The sequence below is a fragment of the Curtobacterium sp. VKM Ac-2861 genome (assembly GCF_013204965.1).
Classification (GTDB): Bacteria; Actinomycetota; Actinomycetes; order Actinomycetales; family Microbacteriaceae; genus Curtobacterium.
On sequence record NZ_JABMLA010000001.1, the window covers coordinates 965275 to 985789 of the forward strand.

The window sequence follows — 20515 nt, forward strand, 5'->3', positions numbered from 1 at the left end:
GGACGGGAGGCCCGTGGCGGCCCCGCCACGGGCCTCCCGTCCGGTTCCTCCACAGGTCCACGGCGCGCCCGACCGTCCACAGGGGGCGGATTCCGGGGAACGCGGAGGCGCTCGCCGGGTAGCGTCGGCTCCGTGGCCACCGCAGACCGACCCCGCCGACCGAAGATCGGGCGCATCCCGATCACCGAGCTCGCCCCGAGGACGCCGAACGGGTTCCCCGGCAAGGCGTTCGACGGCGAGGTGATCACGTTCGGTGCGACCGTCTTCCGAGAAGGACACGGCATCATCGGCGCCGACCTCGTCCTCGAACGCCCGGACGGGGGCACCAGGACCGTCCCCCTGGCCCTCGGCGCGCCCGGGACCGACCGGTACGAGGCGACCGTCCAGGTCGACCACGTCGGCGTCTGGACCTGGCACGTCGAGTCCTACTCCGACGACTGGGCCACGTGGCTGCACGCCGCGCGGCTGAAGATCGCGGCCGGGGTGGACACCGAGGCGACGCTCCTCGACGGCGCCCTGCTGCTCGACCGGCTCGCCGACGAGACCGACTCCCCCGCCGCCACCCGTGCGGCAGCCAAGGTGCGCGACACCGACCTCGACCCGGCCGAGCGCCTGGCCGCCGTCGACGACCCGCGCATCGTGGCCGAGGTCGAGGAAGCCCCGCTCACCTCGCTCCGGACGCACTCCCCGACGCAGCTGCTCGACGTCGAACGCACCCGTGCCGGCGTCGGCGCCTGGTACGAGTTCTTCCCCCGCAGCGAAGGCGCGAAGAAGAACCCGGACGGCTCGTGGAAGAGCGGCGACTTCCGGACCTCGGCCCGTCGTCTGCCCGCCGTCGCCCGGATGGGCTTCGACGTCGTCTACCTGCCGCCGATCCACCCGATCGGCACGACCGCGCGCAAGGGGCCGAACAACACGCTCACCCCGGGGCCGCACGACCCCGGCAGCCCCTGGGCGATCGGCTCCCCCGAGGGCGGGCACGACGCGATCCACCCCGACCTCGGGTCCGAGGACGACTTCCGCGACTTCGTCGAGACCGCCAAGAACACCGGCATGGAAGTGGCGCTCGACTTCGCGCTGCAGTGCTCCCCCGACCACCCCTGGGTCACCGAGCACCCGAACTGGTTCACGCAGCGCGCCGACGGCTCGATCGCCACGGCCGAGAACCCGCCGAAGCGGTACCAGGACATCTACCCGATCCAGTTCGACTCCGACCCCGAGGGCCTGGTCGCCGAGGTCCTGCGCGTCCTGCGGCACTGGATCGACTTCGGCATCCGGATCTTCCGGGTCGACAACCCGCACACCAAGCCGCTCTGGTTCTGGGAGCGCGTCATCCGCGAAGTCCGCGACGAGCACCCGGACACCGTGTTCCTGGCCGAGGCGTTCACCCGGCCGGCGATGATGCGCGCACTGGCAGAGGTCGGGTTCCAGCAGTCGTACTCGTACTTCACGTGGCGGAACACGAAGGAAGAGATCGAGTCCTACTTCGAGGAGCTGTCGCACGAGACGAGCGACTACCTGCGCCCGAACCTGTTCGTGAACACACCGGACATCCTCACCGAGTACCTGCAGTTCGGCGGTCGCGCCGGCTACAAGGTTCGTGCCGCGCTCGCTGCGACGGGCGCCCCGACGTGGGGCATGTACTCCGGGTACGAGCTGTTCGAGGACGTCGCCCGACCCGGCTCGGAAGAGAACATCGACAACGAGAAGTACGAGTACAAGCCGCGTGACTTCGCCCTGGCCGAGGCCGAGGGCGCGTCGCTCGCTCCGTACGTGACGATGCTCAACCGGCTCCGTGCCGCGCACCCCGCCCTCCGCCAGCTGCGGAACCTGCACGTGCACGCCGCCGACGACCCGGCGACCGTCGTGTACTCGAAGCACCTGTCCGGCGAGTTCATCCGCTCCGGGCACGCCGACACCGTGATCGTCGTCGCGAACGTCGACCCGCACTCGGCGCGTGAGACCACCGTGCACCTGGACCTCGCTGCGCTCGGCCTGCCGGCCGACAGCCGGTTCGACGTCCGTGACGTCGTGACCGGGCAGCGCTGGGTCTGGGGCGCGTCGAACTACGTCCGCCTGGACGCCTTCCAGGAACCCGTGCACCTGCTCGTCGTGGAAGGACTGCACCGATGACGAACGACCCGACCGCACCCCAGCCGACCCCGCCGTCGCGCCGCGGCCCCGCCGTGCCGCCGGTACCGCCCCCGCCGCCGCCCGTGCCCGCGCGGACACCGTCCGACGCGAAGCCGGAGCCGCGCTACGAGCCGCGGGTCTCCGCCCCCGACGAGGACCTGCCCGGCGCTCCCGCTGCACCGCGCGAGGCGCCCGACCGCGGGGTCGCCGAGTCCGCCACGCTGGCGGGACACCCCGCCGACGCGACGCACCCGCGGGTACCGTCCGTCGACGCCGTCGCGTCCTCTAGCGCACCGACCGGAGGCCCGTCCACCGTCGCGCCGTCGACCGCCCTCCCGACGCCGCCGGCTCCCGAGCCCGACACCGCCGACAGCACGGGCCCGCGCCCGGCTCCGGTCGAGCAGTGGCTGCGCCAACAGGTCGCCGAGGGCCGCTGGTCCCAGCCCCACGACGTCCTCGGCCCGCACGCCGTCGACGGCGGCACGAGCGTCCGCGTGGTGCGCCACCTGGCGCAGGCGGTCCGGCTCGTCCGGCTCGACGGCGACGACGTCGAGCTGACCCACGAGGGCGACGGGCTCTGGGCCGGTGCCACCACCGAGGAGCTCGGGCGCTACCGGGTCGAGGCCGACTACGACTTCGACGAGTCCTCGGAAGAGGACGACGCCACCTGGACGACCGACGACGCGTACCGGTTCGCCCCGACGCTCGGCGAACTCGACCTGCACCTGTTCGGTGAGGGCCGCGACGAGCAGCTCTGGCACCACCTCGGTGCGCACGTCCGCACGATCGACGGCGTCGACGGCGTCGCGTTCTCCGTGTGGGCACCCCGAGCCACCGCCGTGCGCGTGATCGGCGACTTCGAGGGTTGGGAAGGCCGCACCACCGCGATGCGCCGCCTGAGCGACCTCGGCGTCTGGGAGCTGTTCTGGCCGGGGGCCGTCGCCGGTCAGCGGTACAAGTTCCAGATCCTCACCGACTCCGGCTGGGTCGAGCGCGCGGACCCGTTCGCCCGCGAGGCCGAGATCGCCCCGGCCACCGCCTCGGTCATCACCGAGTCGAGCTACACGTGGTCCGAGGGCGACCGCGCCTGGATGGAACGCCGCGCGGAGACGACCACGCACGATGCGCCGATGAGCGTCTACGAGGTCCACCTCGGCTCGTGGCGCCCCGGGCTGTCGTACCGCGAGGTCGCCGACCAGCTCATCGGGCACGTGCAGTACACGGGCTTCACGCACGTGGAGTTCCTGCCGCTCGCCGAGCACCCGTTCGGCGGCTCGTGGGGCTACCAGGTCACCGGGTACTACGCCCCGACCGCACGCTACGGCTCCCCCGACGACCTGCGGTACCTGATCGACCGCCTGCACTCCGCCGGCATCGGCGTGATCATGGACTGGGTCCCCGGACACTTCCCGAAGGACGAGTGGGCACTCGGACGCTTCGACGGCCACGCGCTGTTCGAGCACCCGGACCCCCGCCGCGGCGAGCAGCTCGACTGGGGCACCTACGTGTTCGACTTCGGGCAGCCGCAGGTCCGGAACTTCCTGGTCGCCAACGCCCTGTACTGGCTCGAGGAGTTCCACATCGACGGCCTGCGCGTCGACGCCGTCGCCTCGATCCTGTACCTCGACTACTCCCGCACCGACTGGCTGCCGAACATCCACGGCGGCCGCGAGAGCCTGGACGCCGTCGCGTTCCTGCAGGAGACGAACGCCACCGCCTACAAGCGCTACCCGGGCATCGTCATGATCGCCGAGGAGAGCACCTCGTGGCCCGGCGTGACCCAGCCGACCAGCGCCGGTGGGCTCGGGTTCGGCCAGAAGTGGAACATGGGCTGGATGCACGACTCGCTCGAGTACGTGCAGCGCGACCCCGCGTACCGCAGCTACCACCACGACGAGATCACGTTCTCGCTCGTCTACGCCTTCAGTGAGCAGTTCACCCTGCCGATCAGCCACGACGAGGTCGTGCACGGCAAGGGTTCCCTCTACGGCAAGATGCCCGGCGACGAGTGGCAGAAGCTCGCGAACGTCCGGGCCTACCTGGCGTTCATGTGGGCGCACCCCGGCAAGCAGCTGCTCTTCATGGGGCAGGAGTTCGCCCAGCCCGCAGAGTGGTCCGAGGCGAAGGGGCTCGACTGGTGGCTCCTCGACCAGCCCGGGCACCGCGGTGTGCAGGACCTCGTCGCCGCCCTGAACCGGGTCTACAAGGACACGCCCGCGCTCTGGACGCACGACAGCACGGCCGACGGCTTCGAGTGGATCGAGGGCGGCGACGCACCCCACTCGACGCTCGGGTTCCTGCGCAAGGACGGCGACGACCGGCTGGCGGTGTTCGTGAACTTCTCGGGCGTGCCCGTGGAGCGTCGGTTCGGCCTGCCGAGCGCCGGCGAGTGGCACGAGGTGCTCAACACCGACGCCGCGGAGTACGGCGGCTCCGGTGTCGGCAACCTCGGAGTCGTCACCGCCGAGGACACCCCGTGGGCCGGCCGCCCCGCATCGGCGCACCTCGTGGTGCCGCCGCTCGGGGCCGTCTGGCTCAAGCTCGAGCGCTAGCTGTGGCCCGCGTCCTGGACGCGGCCGCAGACGGACGGGAGGCCCGGTGCCAGCTGGCACCGGGCCTCCCGTTCGTCGGTTGCGGACCGCTAGTACAGGGCGCTCGCCAGGCGACGGCGGGCCGCGACGACGCGCGGGTCGTCGGTCCCGATGAGCTCGAAGTACTCGACCAGGCGGACGCGCAGAGCCTCACGGTCCTCGCCGAACACCGTCGGCACCAGGTCGAGCAGGCGCCCGAAGGCGTCCTCGACGTGGCCACCGGAGATGTCGAGGTCGGCGACCGCGAGCTGCGCCTGGACGTCCTTCGGACCCGCACCGGCAGCGGCACGGATGTCGTCCGCGGTGTGGCCGTTCAACCGGTCCAGGAGCGACACCTGCGCGAGCCCCGCGACGGCCATCTGGTCGTGCGGGTCCTGCAGGATCGCGGTCTTGTACTCGGTGATCGCCGTGGCGTAGTCGCCCTGCTCGATCGCGTCGTACGCGGCCTGGTGGTGCGGCGGCAGCGCTTCCGGCTCCGGCTCGCCCTGCTCGGCGGTGTCCTCGGGCGCGGCAGCACCGTCCACGGTGACGCGACCGGAGACGCCGTTCTGCTCGGCTGCCTGGAGGACCTGCTCGTAGACGTCGCGGACCTGCGCCTCGGGCAGCGCGCCGACGAAGAGCCCGAGCGGGCGCCCGCCGATCAGCGCGGCCACGGTCGGGATCGACTGCGCCTGGAACGCCTGCACGAGCTGCGGGTTCGTGTCGGCGTCCACCTTGGCGAGCAGCACGCGCCCGCCGTACTCGGCGGTGAGCTGCTCGAGGATCGGCGAGAGCTGCTTGCACGGCCCGCACCACTCGGCCCAGATGTCGACGATGACGGGCACAACGGACGACAGCTCCAGGACGTCCTGGAACGTGTCGTCGGTGACGTCGAGCACGAGCGACGGGACGGTCAGGTCGCCGCCGGTCTCGGTGCCCGGCGCTGCTGCACCGGTCGGGCTTCCCGCCTGCGCCGGAGCACCGGCGGGCGGCTGGGGCGGCCGCTGTGCGCGGTCGACGAGGGACGACAGGTCCACGGCTCCGCGGAGCCCGGACGGGGTCGGGGGGATGTTGCTCATTGCACCTCACTCGCTGCGGTCAGGCCCTGCGTGAACCCGAGCAGGACCACTTTGTCATCCGAGGCGACCGGCGGCACGTAGAAGAGCAGCTGTACGCCGTACGTGGCGCTGATGCCCTTCTTGCTCGTGTCGACCCCGGACAGTGCCTTGACGGCACCCTCGGTGTTGACCTCGGCGCCGGAGGCGGTCGGGGCCACCTTCTCGATCTCGTTGAGGTCGGCGGAGACGAGCGCGCCGGCGTCGTCGGTCGCGATCGCGACGGCGGAGTCCTCCGGGGCCTCGGACGAGTACTCGATCTTCGCCGTGTCCGGCAGGGACTTCGCCTTCTTGTCCTTGTACGCCTTGCCGATGGTGGTGCGGAGGCCGTCACCCTCGGTGGCGAACAGGTCGGCGTACTCGCTCTTCGAGTCCTTGGACAGGATGTCGCCGTAGGCGGTCGCGACCTGGTCCGGGGCGATCGCGAGGAGCTTCGACTGCGGAGCCAGGAGCGCCGCACCGATCGACGTCGGCGCGAGGCTCGGGATCTTGGCGTCGGCCTCGAGCGAGACGTCGTAGGCGACCTTGTACGGGTCGCGCGCGGTGTCCTGCACGAGCGTCAGGGCCTGCGGTGCCGACTTTGCGTCGCAGTCCTCGGCGACGATCACGAAGACCGTGCGCGGCCACGTGTCGGTCTGCTGCGGCAACGCGACGCACACCTGACCGGCCGAGATCGCCGGCGGCGCCTTGGCGTCGGAGTCCTTGCCGCGGATGGAGTAGTTCGCCAGGCGCAGGTCGAGCGCGGCACCGGTGAAGCGGGTCTTCGCCAGGTCACGGTCGCGGGCGCCGTCGGACTGCTTCGCCACCGTGGCGATCCGCTCGACGACCCGGGTGATCTGCTGCTTGGTCGCCGCCGTGGGCTCGGTGGTCTCCGCCGCGCCGGTCGCGCTGGCCGTGGGGGTCGGGGTCGCGAGCGAGGGGTCCCCGCCCTGCGGCCAGTAGTCGGACGAGCAGCCGGCCAGTGCGAGCGTGCCGACGAGCACCACGGGGACCGCGATGAACGCGCGCGATCCACGGCGGCCCCGCGTCGGGACCTGTGCACCGGCGGCGGCGGCACGGCGCGAGGCCCGCACGCGCGGCGGTCGGGTGCCACCGCTGCGACGACGCGGCCCACGACCGCGGCGCTGGTGCAGGAACGCCAGGACCAGCAGCACGATGCCGCCGAGTGCGAAGACGCCACCGGCGACCAGCAGGGGGCCGACGGACGGCGTCGCGGTGTCCTTCGGCCAGGTGACCGAGACATCGCTCGGGGCGGCGGCGGTGCCGTCGCTGACGATGAGGACCGAGACGTCCTGCGGCAGACGGACCGTGAACTGCCCGGAGCCGTCGTACTCCTGGTACCAGAGATCACTGCCCTTCGGCGACGGGACGGACGCCTCGGAGCCGGTGGTCTTGCCCACCAGCTTCGCGCTCTCGGCGTCGAACCGGAGCGTGGTGTGCTCGCCGTCACCGACCCACGCGTCGACGTCGGCCGTCTTGCCGTACGCCGCGAAGACCTTGCCGGAGCCGGACACGTTGATGCGCTGGTAGCCGGGGTTCGCGTTGAGCGTCGACCCGGGGATCACGGTGACCGGAGCAGAGCTGGTGGTCGAGCTGTCCGCGACGAGCGAGGACGGCGGAGCGAACACGGTCCGCTGTCCGACCGCCAACGCGACGAGCAGCAGGCCGATGACGAAACTGACGATCGCCAGGACGAATCGCACGAACACTCTCCCTACCGCGCCGGGGTGGGGATGTCGGCGCGCGAATCAGCGACTCAGGATAGCGAGCATGGCTGAGCAGCGCATCCATCCGGGCTGTCGCGGGACTCAGACGACCCCGTCGGGCCACCACTACAATCGACCGCGGGCCGGATCGGGCCCTCCGCCGAGCACCCAGGAGCGACACGTGGCGAACGACGAGGCCGAGTTCGGGACCGAGCTGCGCGGGTACCGCCGCGACGACGTCGACCGCTCACTGAACGACCTGCGCCGTGAGCTCATCAAGTCGAACACCGACCGTGCCGACGCCGCGAAGGAGATCCGTCTCCTGCAGTCCCGCGTCTCCGAGCTCCAGGGCGAACTCGACGAGGCCGGCACCCCCACCTACAGCGGCCTGGGCACGCGACTCGAGTCGACCCTGCGCGTGGCGGAGGAGCAGTCCACCCGTCTCATCAGCCAGGCGGACATCGACGCACAGCGCCTGCGGGCGTCGAGCCGGGCCGAGGCCGACCGCACCGTGCGCGAGGCGCAGGAGGAAGCCCGCGACACCCTCGAGGACGCCCGCACCCGCTCCACCAACGAACTCACCCGCGCGCGTGCCGAGGCCGCCGACACCGTCGAGCGTGCCCGCGCCGAGGCCGGCCTGCTCACCCAGGACGCCCGCAACGAGGCCGCTGCCATCCGCGGCGCCGCCGTGACCGAGGCCGCAGAGGTCCGCTCCGTCGCCATCCGCGAGACGAACGCCCTGCGCGCCCAGGTCGAGCACGAGGTCGCCGAGCTGCGCGAGATCGCCCAGCGCGAGTCGGCCGACTCCCGTACGGCAGCGGCCGACCTCGACCGCGAGACCGAGCACCGCCGCTCGGTGTTCGAGGCCGACCACGCCCGCCGGGTCGAGGACCTCGACCACGAAGAGGCCACCCGCCGCGAGGCACTCGAGCGCGAGGTCACCGAGGGGCGCGCCGCGTGGCACCGCGAGCGCGACGAGCAGCAGCAGGCGCACGCCCTGGCGATCGAGACCGGTCGCGCCGAGCTGCAGGCCGAGGTCGACCGCCGCCGCGCCGAGATCGACGGTGAGTTCGAAGACCGCCGCCGCGTCGTGGACGAGGAACTCGCGGCCGCCCGCGCCGAGTGGGACCGGGAGCTCGCCTCGGCGCGCACGGCCCTCGCGCAGGAAGCCGAGGCGGTGCGAGCGCAGTTGCGTGTCGACGAGGAGCAGACGCGCATCGAGAACGAGCGGCTCGTGCAGGAGACCGCCGACCGGATCGCCCGCGAGCTCGAGGAGCACGACACCCGCATCGCCCGGGAGCGTGCCGAGGCCGAGGCCGCCGCCGAGCGCGCGGACCGCGAGCACGAGAACGCGCTCGCCGCCCGCCGCGAACGCGAGCACGCCGAGGTCGACACCGAGATCGCCGACCGTCGCTCCGCCGAACTCGACGCGCTCGAGGCGGAGCGCACCGCCCTCCGTCAGGAGATCGACACGGCCCGCGCCGACCTGGCGAAGGAACGCGACGAGGCCCGCGCCGAGATCGCCCGCGAGCGCGACGAGGCCCGCACGACCCTCGAGTCCGAGCTCGCCTCACGCCGGGACGACGCCGAGCAGGACTACCTGCAGAAGCACCACGAGACCGTCACCGAGACGCAGAAGTACCTCGACGAGGCGAACCTGCAGCTCGCCGAGGCCACGCGCCGTGCCACCGAGGCCCGAGAGCGCGCCGAGCGGCTCCAGCAGGAAGCCGACGACCTCGAGCGCACCAGCACCGCCGACGCGCAGGAGCACGCCCGCACCATCGTCGCCGATGCCCAGGACCGCGTGCACCGGATGGTCTCCGATGCCGAGGAGCGCACGGCTGCCATCACCGCCGAGGCCGAGGACCGACTGTCGGCGATCCGCACCGAGCGCGAGGCCGTTGCGGGCTACCTGGAGAACCTGCGCGGCGTGCTCACGCACGCGACCGGCCTGCTGGGGACCGCACCCGGCACCGCGCCCGGAGCAGCCGACGACGCAGTGGACGCGACCGAACGCTGACGCGACCCGACCGGGAGGCGCGGGTCGCGCCTCCCGGTCGGCCCACCGCACCGAGGTGGGTACGTACCGTGCGTCGGACCGGCGAGTGCCGTCAGACCGGCCAGTGCGTCGGCAGCGGCGCGCTGCCCGGCACGACGAGGTCGGCGACGGCGTCGAGGACGATCCGGACGTAGCGCTCCCCCACCCACAGGTGCTTCGCGCCCTCGATCGGGACGACCCGGACGTTCGGGGCGACGGCGAACCGGGCGATCGCTTCGTCGGGCTGCAGGAAGTCGTCGTGCTCGGGCACCAGGGCCACCACCGGGACGTCCACGGCTGCCCAGCGCGCGAGCTCATCCTCCGTGGTGCGGTGCAGCGGCGGCGAGAGCAGGACCACGCCCGCCACGGTGCCGGCCTCGACGTGTTCCAGCGCGTGCTTGAGGATCACCTCGGTGCCGAAGGACCACCCGACCAACCACGGCGTCGGCAGACCACGGTCGACCACCTCGGCGACGGCGGCGCGCAGGTCGAAGCCCTCGGAGACCCCCTCGCCGAACACACCCTCGGACGTGCCGCGCGGTGACGTCACCGACCGGAAGTTGAAACGCAGGACCGCGATGTCCGCCAGGGCCGGCAGACGCGCGGCGGCCTTCTTGAGGACGTGCGAATCCATGAAGCCGTGCGCGGTCGGCAGTGGGTGCAGCGTCACGACGGTGCCCCGTGCCGGGCGCGACTCCGGTTCGGCGAGCTCCCCGACCAGGGTGAGGTGGTCGTCGGTGACGAGCTCGACGTCGGTGCGGCGAGCGGGCAGCTGCGAGGCGGAGCGGATCTCGCCGTCGGGCTCGGTGTGCTCGCTCATGCGATGCTCCAGCAGTGGTTGTGCCAGTGTCGGCGTGATGCCAGGTCAGCAGCGTCGCCGAGGACCCCGTCGGAACGCCAGACCACCACGTGTGCGGTACCGGGCAGGACCGTACCGCCGCACCCGGGGCAGACGTACTCCTTCTGCGCCGACGCCGCGGAGACGGGCTGGACGAGGTACTCCCGCCCGCGACGCACCTCGGTGCGCTTCCACGAGCTCATCAGCCGATCGAGGCCGGTGTCCTCGTCAGGCTCGACGTCGCGACCACGGGGACGCCGCGGCCGGTTGCTGCGCGGCACCCCAACTGCCGATCAGTACCAGTTGTTCGCCTGGCTGTGGCCCCAGGCGCCGCAGGGCGTGCCGTAGACACCGGCGATGTAGTTGAGACCCCACGTGATCTGCGTCGCGGGGTTCGTCTGCCAGTCGGCACCGGCGGTCGCCATCTTGCTGCCCGGGAGCGCCTGCGGGATGCCGTACGCACCGCTGGGGTTGTAGGCGTTCACCCGCCAGCCGGACTCCTTGTTCCACAGCGAGACGAGGCAGTTGTACTGGTCGGTGCCCCAGCCCCGGGCCGTGACGAGCTGCAGGGCGATGGCCTGTGCGCTGCCCGCGTCGGGCGTCGCGGCCACGGCGGCCAGCGTGTTCGCGGCGGAGACGCTCTCGGTCTCGGTCGCGGCGGCGTCGGTCGTCTCGTCGGTGGTGGCGTCGTCGGCTTCTTCCTCGACGACGGGCTTGACGACCTTGGGCGCCGGCACGGTCACGCCGTAGCCGTCACGGTCGGCAGCGGCGTCGCCGTAGGTGCCGTGCGCGGTGTACTGCTGCGGGGCCTGCGGCGTCTTCACGAGCACCGGGGTGTCGACCGCGGCCTGCGCGACGTCGGCCTGGAGCGGGTTGAAGAGCGACGCCCCGACGAAGAGGAAGACCCCGACGAACGAGAACGCCGGAACCGAGGAACGCTTCCGTGCGAAGGCGTTGACCGCGGCGGCTGCGCCACGGCTCGGCTGCTGGGCCGTCGCGGTGCGCTGCTTGGCGGCACGCGGGTCCACCCGGGCCGCGGGGGCCTCGTGCGCGAACGCGGCGATGCGTTCGTCGGACACGCGGTTCGCTGCGACGGACTTCGGCGTCGCGACGGGACCGGTCTCCGGCAGGACCTGCGGGTTCGCGTCGAGCACCGAGGTGTCCGCCGTACGGGTTCGGTTCAGTGCCGCGCGGCGCTCACCCGAAGCCTGGAGGCTGAGGTGCTCGCGGGGATCGCGGTCGGAGCTGTGGTCTGCCGTGTGCCTGCCCATGAGTAGGACCAGGGTAACGGAACGATCACGGAAAGCGAAGCACCTGGGTGCAGCGCGTCGTCAGCGGACGGCGAGCATGACCTCGACGACGGCGTCGAGCAGCGCGTCCACCTGGCCCTCGCGGTAGCCGCCGTGCTTCGGGCGGAACACGATCGACCGCACCTCGGTGAGGCTCAATGGCTTGCCCTCGCGGAAGTAGCCACCGAGGCGGGCCGCGAACGCGTCGACGTCCTTCGGGTGGTAGCCGGTGCCGAGCACGCTCACCCGGTTGAACCGCTGTCCGTCCGGGCGCTCGAGGCGGGCCACGACGTCGGAGGCCTTCGTGCGGGCTTCGGCGTACCAGGCCTTCTGTCCGGCGTCCCCGATCTCCCGCTCGCGCTCCCGGGCCGCGAAGGCGTCCTCGAGGCGCTCCAGCGCTGCGTCGACGTGCGAGGTGGAGTAGCCGCCCTTGCGCATCGAGAACGCGGTGGCGCGGATCTTCGCAGCCTCGATGCCGGGGGCGCTGTCGTCGGCGGAGTACGCACGACGGGCGTCCTCGAGGAAACGCTCGACTTCGTCGACGTCGTATCCGAGGGCGGAGCGGGCTGCGGTCGGGAAGGTGGTGGCCACGGCGTCATTCTGCCAGTCCCGACCCGTGGCACAACCTGGACGCGCTGAGGGTGGCGCTCAGGGTGGGCCGACGAGGTCGATCGAGGTCGGTCAGTGGTTGACGATCAGGTACAGCACGTAGGCGACGGCGGCCGACGGCAAGATGCTGTCGATGCGGTCGAGCAGTCCGCCGTGCCCGGGCAGGAAGGACGAGATGTCCTTGATGCCGAGGTCGCGCTTGATCATCGACTCGGTGAGGTCACCCAGGGTCGCGGACCCGGAGATCAGCACGCCGAGCACGACGCCGGTCCACCACGGCAGGCCGAGCATGAGCCAGGCGACCAGGATGCCGACGATGATGCTCGCTGCGACCGATCCGGCGAAGCCCTCCCACGTCTTCTTCGGGCTGATCCGCGGCGCCATCGGGTGCTTGCCGAGGTTCAACCCGGTGGCGTACGCACCGGTGTCGACGGCGACGACGACCAGGATGAAGCCGATCACCCACAGGTTGCCCTGCGACTGCGCGGAGAGCAGGACGACACAGGCGCCGAGCAGCGAGATGTACGCCTGCACGAACAGACCGTTCGTGACGTCGCGGAACACGTCGCCGGCCGACGGCTTCTGCCGCGAGAGCGCGACCTCGACCAGACGCCAGAGGCTGATCAGGACGATGCCGCCGAGCAGCGTGAAGAGTGCCGCGACCTGCCCGAGCAGGAACGCCGCCGGCACGATCGCGATCGCGACGGCGACGCTCGGGATCCGCGGGACGTCCCGGCCGGCGAAGCGCATGGCGCTCGTGAGCTCGTAGACGCCCACGCCGAGCAGGAACGCCGCCACGACCATGAACGACGGCGGCCAGATGAGGAGCGTGCCGAGCATGACCACGGCGAACGCGAGCGCGATGCCGATCGCCGCCGGCAGGTTGCGCCCGGTACGCGCCGTCAGGGCCTCGTTGCGCGCACCGAAGTCGGCCTTGCGCTGCCGGAGCTGCGCCTCGAAGTCGGTGCGGGCCGCTCGGGCACGCGCATCGAAGTCCTGGCGGAGCCCCTTCTTCACGGGCCCGGTCTGGTCGGGTCCGTGCTCTGCTGTGGGGCGTTCACCGCCCTGGTCCGGGCGGCGCATCAGACCTCGAGGAGTTCGGCTTCCTTCTTTTTCAGCGACTCGTCGATCTGGTCGACGTGCTTCTTCGTCAGGGCCTCGAGGTCCTTGTCGCCGCGCGAGATCTCGTCGTCCGAGATCTCACCCTTGAGTGCGTCGAGGTCGTCCTTGGCCTTGCGGCGGATGTTCCGGATGACGACCTTGTGGTCCTCGCCCTTCGTCCGCACGAGCTTGACGAACTCCTTGCGGCGGTCCTTGGTGAGCTCCGGGATCGTCACGCGGACGATGTCGCCGTCGTTCGTCGGGCTGGCGCCGAGGTTCGGGAACGTCGCGATGGCGCGCTCGATCTCCTTGAGCGCCGTCTTGTCGTACGGCGTCACGATGAGCGTGCGGGCCTCGGGCGTCTGCAGCGACGCGAGCTGCGCGAGCGGCGTCGGCGTGCCGTAGTACTCGACCGGGATCTTCTGGAAGAGCGCCGCGTTGATGCGGCCGGTGCGGACGGTCGAGAAGTCGTCCTTGGCGACCTCGACAGCCTTCGCCATCTTCTCGGTGGCTTCGGTCAGGACATCACTGATCACGGTGTTACTCCTTCGGTACTGGCGTCGAGTCTAGTCAGCGGTGCGGGTCAGTTGCTGACCACGGTGCCGATGCGCTCGCCACGGATGGCGGCCTGGACGTTGCCGTCGCCCTCCATGCCGAAGACGTGCATCGGCATGCCGTTGTCCATGCAGAGCGAGAACGCGGTGGCGTCGACGACCTTCAGACCCTTCAGGAGCGCGTCCTGGTAGGTCACGTGGTGCAGCTTCTCGGCCGTGGCGTCCTTCTTCGGGTCCGCCGTGTACACGCCGTCGACACCGTTCTTGGCGACGAGGACCTCGTCGGCCTTGATCTCGAGTGCTCGCTGCGCGGCCACCGTGTCGGTCGAGAAGTACGGCAGACCGGCCCCGGCGCCGAAGATGACGACGCGGCCCTTCTCGAGGTGCCGCTCGGCGCGCCGCGGGATGTACGGCTCGGCGACCTGGGTCATCGCGATGGCCGACTGCACGCGCGTGGCGGCCCCGGCCTGCTCGAGGAAGTCCTGCAGGGCGAGCGCGTTCATCACGGTGCCGAGCATGCCCATGTAGTCGGCACGGCCGCGGTCCATCCCGCGCTGCGAGAGCTCGGCGCCGCGGAAGAAGTTGCCCCCGCCGACGACGATCGCGATCTCGACCTCGCGCGCGGCGACGGCGATCTCCTTGGCGATGGCCCCGATCACGTCGGGGTTCACGCCGAGCGATCCGGCCCCGAAGGCCTCTCCCGACAGCTTCAGCAGTACGCGGCGTCGTCCGGTCTTCTCGTCGGTCATCTGATCGCACCCTTCGTCGTGGTCTCGTGGAAATGTACTCGCGGATGTGTCGCGTGTGTGTCGCGCCCGGAGGCGCGAAAAACGGGGCCAGGAACCTGGTTGGTTCCTGACCCCGTCACGGGTTCGTTACGCGCCGACCTTGACGCGGGCGAAGCCCTGGATCGTGATGCCGGCGTTCTCGGCGGCCTTCGCGACGGAGATCTTGTTGTCCTTCGCGTAGTCCTGGTCGAGGAGCGACACCTGCTTGATGTAGGCGTTCACCCGACCCTCGACGATCTTCGGGAGCGCAGCCTCGGGCTTGCCCTCCTCGCGCGTGATCGCCTCGACGGTCGCACGCTCCTTGGCGATCTCGTCGGCCGGGACCTCGTCGCGGGTCAGGTACGTCGGGTTCGCGAACGCGACGTGCTGGGCGATCGAACGGGCCTCGGCAGCGTTGTCACCCTCGTACGCGATGACGACGGCGATCTGCGGCGGCAGGTCCTGGCTGGTCTTGTGCAGGTAGATCTCGAAGGCCGAGCCCTCGACACGGCGGACCGTGCGGACCTCGAGCTTCTCGCCCAGTGCGGCGGCCGACTCGTTGACGACCTCGAGGACGGTCTTGCCGTCGACGGGGGCGGCGTTCGCGGCGGCGACGTCAGCTGCACCGGCGGCCGCGACGGCCCCGAGCACCTTGTCGGCCAGCGTCGTGAACTTCTCGTTCTTCGCGACGAAGTCGGTCTCGCTCGCGAGCTCGACGACCGTGGCGGCGCCGTTCTCGGAGCTCGCGACGACGACGCCCTCGGAGGTGGCACGGTCGTCGCGCTTGGCGACGGCCTTCGCACCCTTGATGCGGAGCAGCTCGACGGCCTTGTCGTAGTCGCCGTCGGCCTCGACGAGCGCGTTCTTCGCGTCCATCATGCCGGCGCCGAGGTCCTCGCGGAGCTTCTTCACGTCAGCAGCGGTGAAGTTTGCCATTGACTGTCCTTTCTGGACGGTACGTGTGTGGAGAGTGGTGACGCAGGCGCCGGACCCGATCGGGTCCGGCGCCTGCGACAGGTCACTCGGCGGGGGTGGTCTCCGCGGCTGCCTCGGCCTCGGCCGTCGGCTCCGCGTTCTTCGCGTCGTCGGCGATCGGCTCGCCGATCTCCTTCGCGGCGACCTGCGCGTCAGCGTTGTTCTCCTCGACGGTCGCACCCTCGGGAGCGGCGTCGGCGGACGGCGTCGCGGCGTCGCCACCGAGGAGCTCCTGCTCCCACTCGGCGAGGGGCTCTGCGGCCTCTTCGTCGTCGCCACCGTTGTGACGGGTCTTCAGGCCCTCGGCCGCGGCGTCGGCGACGATGCGGGTGAGGAGACCGACGGAGCGGATCGCGTCGTCGTTGCCCGGGATCGGGTACGTGATCTCGTCGGGGTCGCAGTTGGTGTCGAGGATGCCGATGATCGGGATACCGAGCTTCTGCGCCTCGTCGACGGCGAGGTGCTCCTTCTTGGTGTCGACGATCCAGAGCGCGCTCGGGGTCCGCGTGAGGTTGCGGATACCACCGAGGGTCTTGTGGAGCTTGTCCAGCTCGCGCTTCTTGATGAGGAGCTCCTTCTTGGTGAAGCCCTTCGTCGTGTCGTCGAAGTCGATCTCCTCGAGCTCCTTCATGCGCGCGAGGCGCTTGGAGACCGTCTGGAAGTTCGTGAGCAGACCGCCGAGCCAACGCTGGTTGACGTACGGCTGGCCGACGCGGGTCGCCTGCTCGGCGATGGAGCCCTGCGCCTGCTTCTTGGTGCCCACGAAGAGGATCGTGCCACCGTGCGCGACCGTCTCCTTGACGAAGTCGTACGCGCGGTCGATGAAGGCCAGCGACTGCTGCAGGTCGATGATGTGGATGCCCGAGCGCTCGGCCAGGATGAAGCGCTTCACCTTCGGGTTCCACCGACGGGTCTGGTGTCCGAAGTGGACGCCGCTGTCGAGCAGCTGGCGGATGGTGACGACGGCCATGTGCCGTCCTCCTTCTGTGTTCTCGGAGCGCAGCTGTGCCGTGCCCCTGTTGCGGTTGTGTCGAGCACGACCGGAGGTCGTGATCCCTGGTGTCCTGGCACGCGACCGCCCGCTCGTGAGAGCGGGACCGGTGGTCGAGTGCCGGGCCGGAGACGGCGAACCGTTGACGACCCTGTGGACACGCGAAGTCAGCGCGCATCAGCGCACTGCTGGGGAAATGCTAGCAGACAGGAGGCCCGGATCACGCGCGCCGACCGGCTGACGTGATCCGGGCCTCCTGTCCGGTGTTCTGGGTGTCTCAGACGCGACTGATCACGCCTTCGCGTTCACCGTGTCGCCCTCGGCGGAGATGCCCATCTCCTCGAGCGAGCGCCCCTTGGTCTCCGGGATCTTCGCGATGACGAAGAAGAACGAGATCAGCGCGAACAGCGCGTAGATGCCGTAGGTGACCGTCAGGTTGAAGCCGGACAGCACCGGGAAGGTGATCGTGACTATGAAGTTCGCGACCCAGTTGGCGGCCGAACCGATGCCGAGCGCCGTGGCGCGGATGCGGTTCGGGAACATCTCGCCGAGCAGTACCCACATGAGCGGGCCCCACGTCGCACCGAACGACACGACGAACAGGTTCGCGAAGATGAGCGCGATGACGCCCCACGAGCCGGGCAGGCTCGGGTTGCCGTCCACGATCGTCGACTGCGAGAACGCGATCGCGACCATCGCCAGCGACACGAACATGCCGGCGGAACCGGTGACGAGCAGCGGCTTCCGACCGACCTTGTCGACCAGGAAGATCGCGATGAACGTGACCGCGACGTTGACCACCGACGTGATCGTGGAGATGAGGAACGAGTCGCTCTCCTTGAACCCGACCGCCTGCCAGAGCGTCGTCGAGTAGTAGAAGATCACGTTGATGCCGACGAACTGCTGCAGCACGGCCAGGATGATGCCGACCCAGACGATGGGCTGGAGGCCGAAGCGGTTGCCCCGGATGGAGCCCTTCTTCTCGTTGGCTTCCTTCTTGATGCCGTCCTGGATCTCCTCCAGGCTCGTGTTCACCGTGTCGCGCGGGACGATCTTCGTCATGACCGCGCGGGCGTCCTCCGTCCGCCCCTTGGCGAGCAGGTACCGCGGCGACTCCGGCAGCGTGATCGCCAGGATGCCGTAGACCACCGACGGGATCACGCCGACCAGGAACATCCAGCGCCAGGCCGGCAGGCCGAGGACGACCTCGGAGGCGCCACCGGCGGTGACGGCGAAGAATTGGTCGGACAGCAGCGCGGCGAAGATACCGAGCGTGATGGCGAGCTGCTGGAACGAGGCCAGGCGCCCGCGGATCGCCTTCGGCGAGACCTCGGAGATGTACGCCGGCGCGATCACCGAGGCCGTACCGATGCCGAGGCCGCCGACGAGACGCCACAGGACGAAGTCCCACGTGGCGAACGCGAAGCCGGAGCCGATCGAGCTCACCAGGAACAGCACCGCGGCCCAGAACATCACCCGGGTGCGACCCCAGCGGTCAGCGAGTCGACCCGCGAAGTAGGCGCCGAACGCACAGCCGATGAGCGCGGAAGCGACGGCGAAGCCGCTCGCCGCCTCGGACAGGCCGAACTCGCCCTTGATGGCCTCGACGGCGCCGTTGATGACCGACGAGTCGAAGCCGAAGAGGAAACCGCCCACCGCTGCTGCGATGGCGAACGCGGTGACCTTCCCCTTGAACGCACGGTCCTCGCCGTGCCCGGTGGCTGTGTTGGACACGATGCTCCTGGGTTCTGCCGGCCGTGCTGCTGTGGGCACGGTGCCCCGGCGGTCGGCTCGTTCGCCGTCCGTGCGGCGTTGCGTGGTCCGGAGCGGCCCCGACTGTACTCCTCGTGGTGGATGTGGTCATAACCGGGTGCGCTCGGTGCGCGGGGCCGGGCGGGGCGGTCGGGGTGTGGGCGTGGGCTTGCGCACGACCGTTCCGACAGTCCACGCGGTGATCACCTCGTGCTTCGTCGCGAGACGCGTCCGCATGCTCGTTCGTTGCGGTCGCGTCGTCCCTCCACAGGCCGGGAGGCCCGCCCCACCCTCCACGGACCGCCTCACCTCGGTCGTGTGGCCGGTCCGTGGCGGACAGAGTGACGGCATGCTCCTGTTCCCCGGCTCCGGCACTCGGCGCCCTCCGGTCGCCGCGATGGTGGTGGTGATCGGGATGCTCGGGGCGTTCTGGACGGCCACCGCGTCGTTGCCCGCACCCGTGCCCGCGCCGGAGGACCTGCGCGACCACCGGTATGGCACGGCGGCGACTCGTGCTGCCGAACCGTGGGTCTGGCCGACCGGCACGCGGGTGGTCGACCGCGGGTGGGAGCCGCCGTCCGACGACTACGCCGCCGGTCACCGCGGGCTCGACGTCCCGGCGCCGCTCGGCACGACTGCGGCGGCGGTCGACGACGGCACGGTGGCGTTCGCCGGACCGGTGGGCGGCAGAAGCGTCGTGACGGTCGACCACGGCGGCGGGCTCGTCAGCACCCTCGACTCGGTGCAGCCGCTCGTCGCCGCCGGGGACGATGTCCGACAGGGTGATCCGGTCGGCCGGGTGTCCGTGGGGCACTGCCCGGCCTCGGCACCGTGTCTGCACCTCGGCGCGCGGATCGACGGCCGCTACGTGGACCCGACGTCGTACCTTCCCTCGGCCGAGTGGCCCGTGCTGTTGCCGGAGTCCGCTTGGCCGGGGTGAGCGACGGCGACGAGCGGTGGGCGACGGGCGACTTCCACGTGCGACGTAACGGTCGCGCCGTTCCAACGTTCCGACGCCGCGCAGCCGCACGAGTGCGCGGCGCCGGTCCGGCGGTCGCTCGGCGCCGGTCCGACGGTCGCTCGCGGGGCACGGCGCCGGTCCGGCGGTCGCGCCGTCAGGCGCGCGGGTGGGCCGTCCGGTAGACCTCGCGCAGCCGCGCTGAGGAAACGTGCGTGTAGATCTGCGTCGTCCCGAGGCTCGCGTGCCCGAGCAGTTCCTGGACCGCCCGCAGGTCCGCTCCCCCGTCGAGCAGGTGCGTCGCCGCGGTGTGCCGGAAGGTGTGCGGTCCGCTCGGCCCTTCGCCGGGAAGGTCCCCGAGCAGGCGAGCCACCACGCGGTATGCACTGCGCACCCCGAGCCGGCCACCCTGGTCACCGAGGAACAGTGCCGTGCTCGGTACGTCGGCCCGCGCCGCGAGGGTCGGACGCCCCCGCGACGTCCACGCCTCGAGTGCGTCACGGGCCGGGACACCGAACGGCACGACCCGCTCCTTCCCGCCCTTCCCGAGCACGCGGACCGTGAGCCGCCCGCGATCGACGTCGGCGACGTCGATGCCGACGAGCTCGCTCACCCGGATGGCCGCGGCGTACAGCAGCTCCACGAGCGCCAGGTCCCGCAGCGCACCGGGATCGTCGGTCGCTGCACGGGCCGCGAGGCCGTCGAGCAACCCACGGACCTGGTCGGCCGACACCACCCGCGGCAGGTGCGAGCCGCCCTTCGGTGCACGGAGCCGCACGCCGGCGTCCATCGCGGTCACCCCGGTCTCGCTCGCCCACCGCGTGAATGCCCGCACCGACGACGACCGGCGGGCGATCGTCGACCGTGCGAGCCCCCGCTGGTCGGCTTCCCACAACCAGTCACGGAGGAGTTCGAGGTCGACCCCGTCGATGCCGACGACGCCGCGTCGCGCGGCGAACCCGACGAACTGCTCGAGGTCGTTCGCGTACGCGCGGAGCGTCTGCTCGCTGAGCCCCCTGGCGTGTCGAGCGTGCCCGAGGAACGAGTCGACCGCTGCCACGAGTCGCTCTTCCTTCTGCTCTGCTCGGTCCGCCACGTCGTCAGCGTACGGCTGGCCGA

General features: G+C 71.1%; 17 protein-coding genes. 4 read left to right on the forward strand and 13 right to left on the reverse strand.

What is annotated here, in order from left to right; genetic code table 11:
* Window positions 1-132: 132 nt before the first annotated feature.
* Complete coding sequence (locus HQQ88_RS04355) at window positions 133-2133, forward strand: alpha-1,4-glucan--maltose-1-phosphate maltosyltransferase (RefSeq protein WP_173168709.1); 2001 nt, start codon at window positions 133-135, stop codon at window positions 2131-2133.
* Window positions 2130-4685, forward strand: a complete 2556-nt coding sequence (gene glgB, locus HQQ88_RS04360) for a 1,4-alpha-glucan branching protein GlgB (protein WP_216833966.1) — start codon at window positions 2130-2132, stop codon at window positions 4683-4685. Before HQQ88_RS04355 ends, glgB begins: the two co-directional genes overlap by 4 nt.
* 89 nt (window positions 4686-4774) lie before the next feature.
* Here glgB and HQQ88_RS04365 read toward each other — a convergent pair whose 3' ends face one another.
* On the reverse strand, window positions 4775-5782 hold the full coding sequence (locus HQQ88_RS04365) for a tetratricopeptide repeat protein (protein ID WP_173168710.1): 1008 nt from the start codon (window positions 5780-5782) through the stop codon (window positions 4775-4777).
* Window positions 5779-7521 carry a hypothetical protein gene (locus HQQ88_RS04370; protein WP_173168711.1) on the reverse strand — a complete coding sequence of 581 codons (1743 nt, stop codon included), beginning with the start codon at window positions 7519-7521 and terminating at the stop codon, window positions 5779-5781. Before HQQ88_RS04370 ends, HQQ88_RS04365 begins: the two co-directional genes overlap by 4 nt.
* A 184-nt stretch (window positions 7522-7705) precedes the next feature.
* Here HQQ88_RS04370 and HQQ88_RS04375 point away from each other — a divergent pair, with 184 nt between their 5' ends.
* Window positions 7706-9544: a hypothetical protein gene (locus HQQ88_RS04375; RefSeq protein WP_173168712.1), complete on the forward strand. Its 1839-nt coding sequence runs from the start codon at window positions 7706-7708 to the stop codon at window positions 9542-9544.
* A gap of 91 nt (window positions 9545-9635) precedes the next feature.
* Here the strand turns inward: HQQ88_RS04375 and HQQ88_RS04380 are convergent, their stop codons facing one another.
* The 10 genes from HQQ88_RS04380 to HQQ88_RS04425 form a co-directional block, all read right to left on the reverse strand.
* Window positions 9636-10382: an alpha/beta family hydrolase gene (locus tag HQQ88_RS04380; RefSeq protein ID WP_173168713.1), complete on the reverse strand. Its 747-nt coding sequence runs from the start codon at window positions 10380-10382 to the stop codon at window positions 9636-9638.
* Window positions 10379-10681: a hypothetical protein gene (locus tag HQQ88_RS04385; protein ID WP_235035894.1), complete on the reverse strand. Its 303-nt coding sequence runs from the start codon at window positions 10679-10681 to the stop codon at window positions 10379-10381. Before HQQ88_RS04385 ends, HQQ88_RS04380 begins: the two co-directional genes overlap by 4 nt.
* Before the next feature lie 12 nt (window positions 10682-10693).
* The gene (locus HQQ88_RS19385; protein WP_254066828.1) at window positions 10694-11671 is read right to left on the reverse strand and encodes a lytic transglycosylase domain-containing protein; all 978 of its coding nucleotides are present in this window, start codon (window positions 11669-11671) and stop codon (window positions 10694-10696) included.
* 60 nt (window positions 11672-11731) lie between these two features.
* Entirely contained in the window at window positions 11732-12280 is a 549-nt protein-coding gene (locus HQQ88_RS04395; protein WP_111086090.1) for a DivIVA domain-containing protein, read from the reverse strand.
* A 90-nt stretch (window positions 12281-12370) separates the two neighbouring features.
* Window positions 12371-13315: a phosphatidate cytidylyltransferase gene (locus HQQ88_RS04400; RefSeq protein ID WP_123294841.1), complete on the reverse strand. Its 945-nt coding sequence runs from the start codon at window positions 13313-13315 to the stop codon at window positions 12371-12373.
* Between the two features lie 65 nt (window positions 13316-13380).
* Window positions 13381-13935, reverse strand: coding sequence for a ribosome recycling factor (gene frr, locus HQQ88_RS04405; protein ID WP_111086089.1), 555 nt, complete (start codon window positions 13933-13935; stop codon window positions 13381-13383).
* A 47-nt stretch (window positions 13936-13982) separates the two neighbouring features.
* Complete coding sequence (gene pyrH, locus HQQ88_RS04410; RefSeq protein ID WP_111086088.1) at window positions 13983-14702, reverse strand: UMP kinase; 720 nt, start codon at window positions 14700-14702, stop codon at window positions 13983-13985.
* Window positions 14703-14828: 126 nt separating this feature from the next.
* The gene (gene tsf, locus HQQ88_RS04415; RefSeq protein WP_111086087.1) at window positions 14829-15656 is read right to left on the reverse strand and encodes a translation elongation factor Ts; all 828 of its coding nucleotides are present in this window, start codon (window positions 15654-15656) and stop codon (window positions 14829-14831) included.
* Between the two features lie 82 nt (window positions 15657-15738).
* Entirely contained in the window at window positions 15739-16665 is a 927-nt protein-coding gene (gene rpsB / locus HQQ88_RS04420) for a 30S ribosomal protein S2 (RefSeq protein WP_111086086.1), read from the reverse strand.
* 312 nt (window positions 16666-16977) lie between these two features.
* The gene (locus HQQ88_RS04425) at window positions 16978-18420 is read right to left on the reverse strand and encodes a sugar porter family MFS transporter (protein WP_111086085.1); all 1443 of its coding nucleotides are present in this window, start codon (window positions 18418-18420) and stop codon (window positions 16978-16980) included.
* Window positions 18421-18787: 367 nt separating this feature from the next.
* On the opposite strand from HQQ88_RS04425, the gene HQQ88_RS04430 reads away from it, so the two are divergent.
* Window positions 18788-19378, forward strand: coding sequence for a M23 family metallopeptidase (locus tag HQQ88_RS04430; protein ID WP_173168714.1), 591 nt, complete (start codon window positions 18788-18790; stop codon window positions 19376-19378).
* Between the two features lie 175 nt (window positions 19379-19553).
* Here HQQ88_RS04430 and HQQ88_RS04435 read toward each other — a convergent pair whose 3' ends face one another.
* Window positions 19554-20492 (reverse strand): tyrosine recombinase XerC, encoded by a 939-nt coding sequence (locus HQQ88_RS04435; protein ID WP_367916975.1) that lies wholly within the window; start codon window positions 20490-20492, stop codon window positions 19554-19556.
* Window positions 20493-20515: the final 23 nt, after the last annotated feature.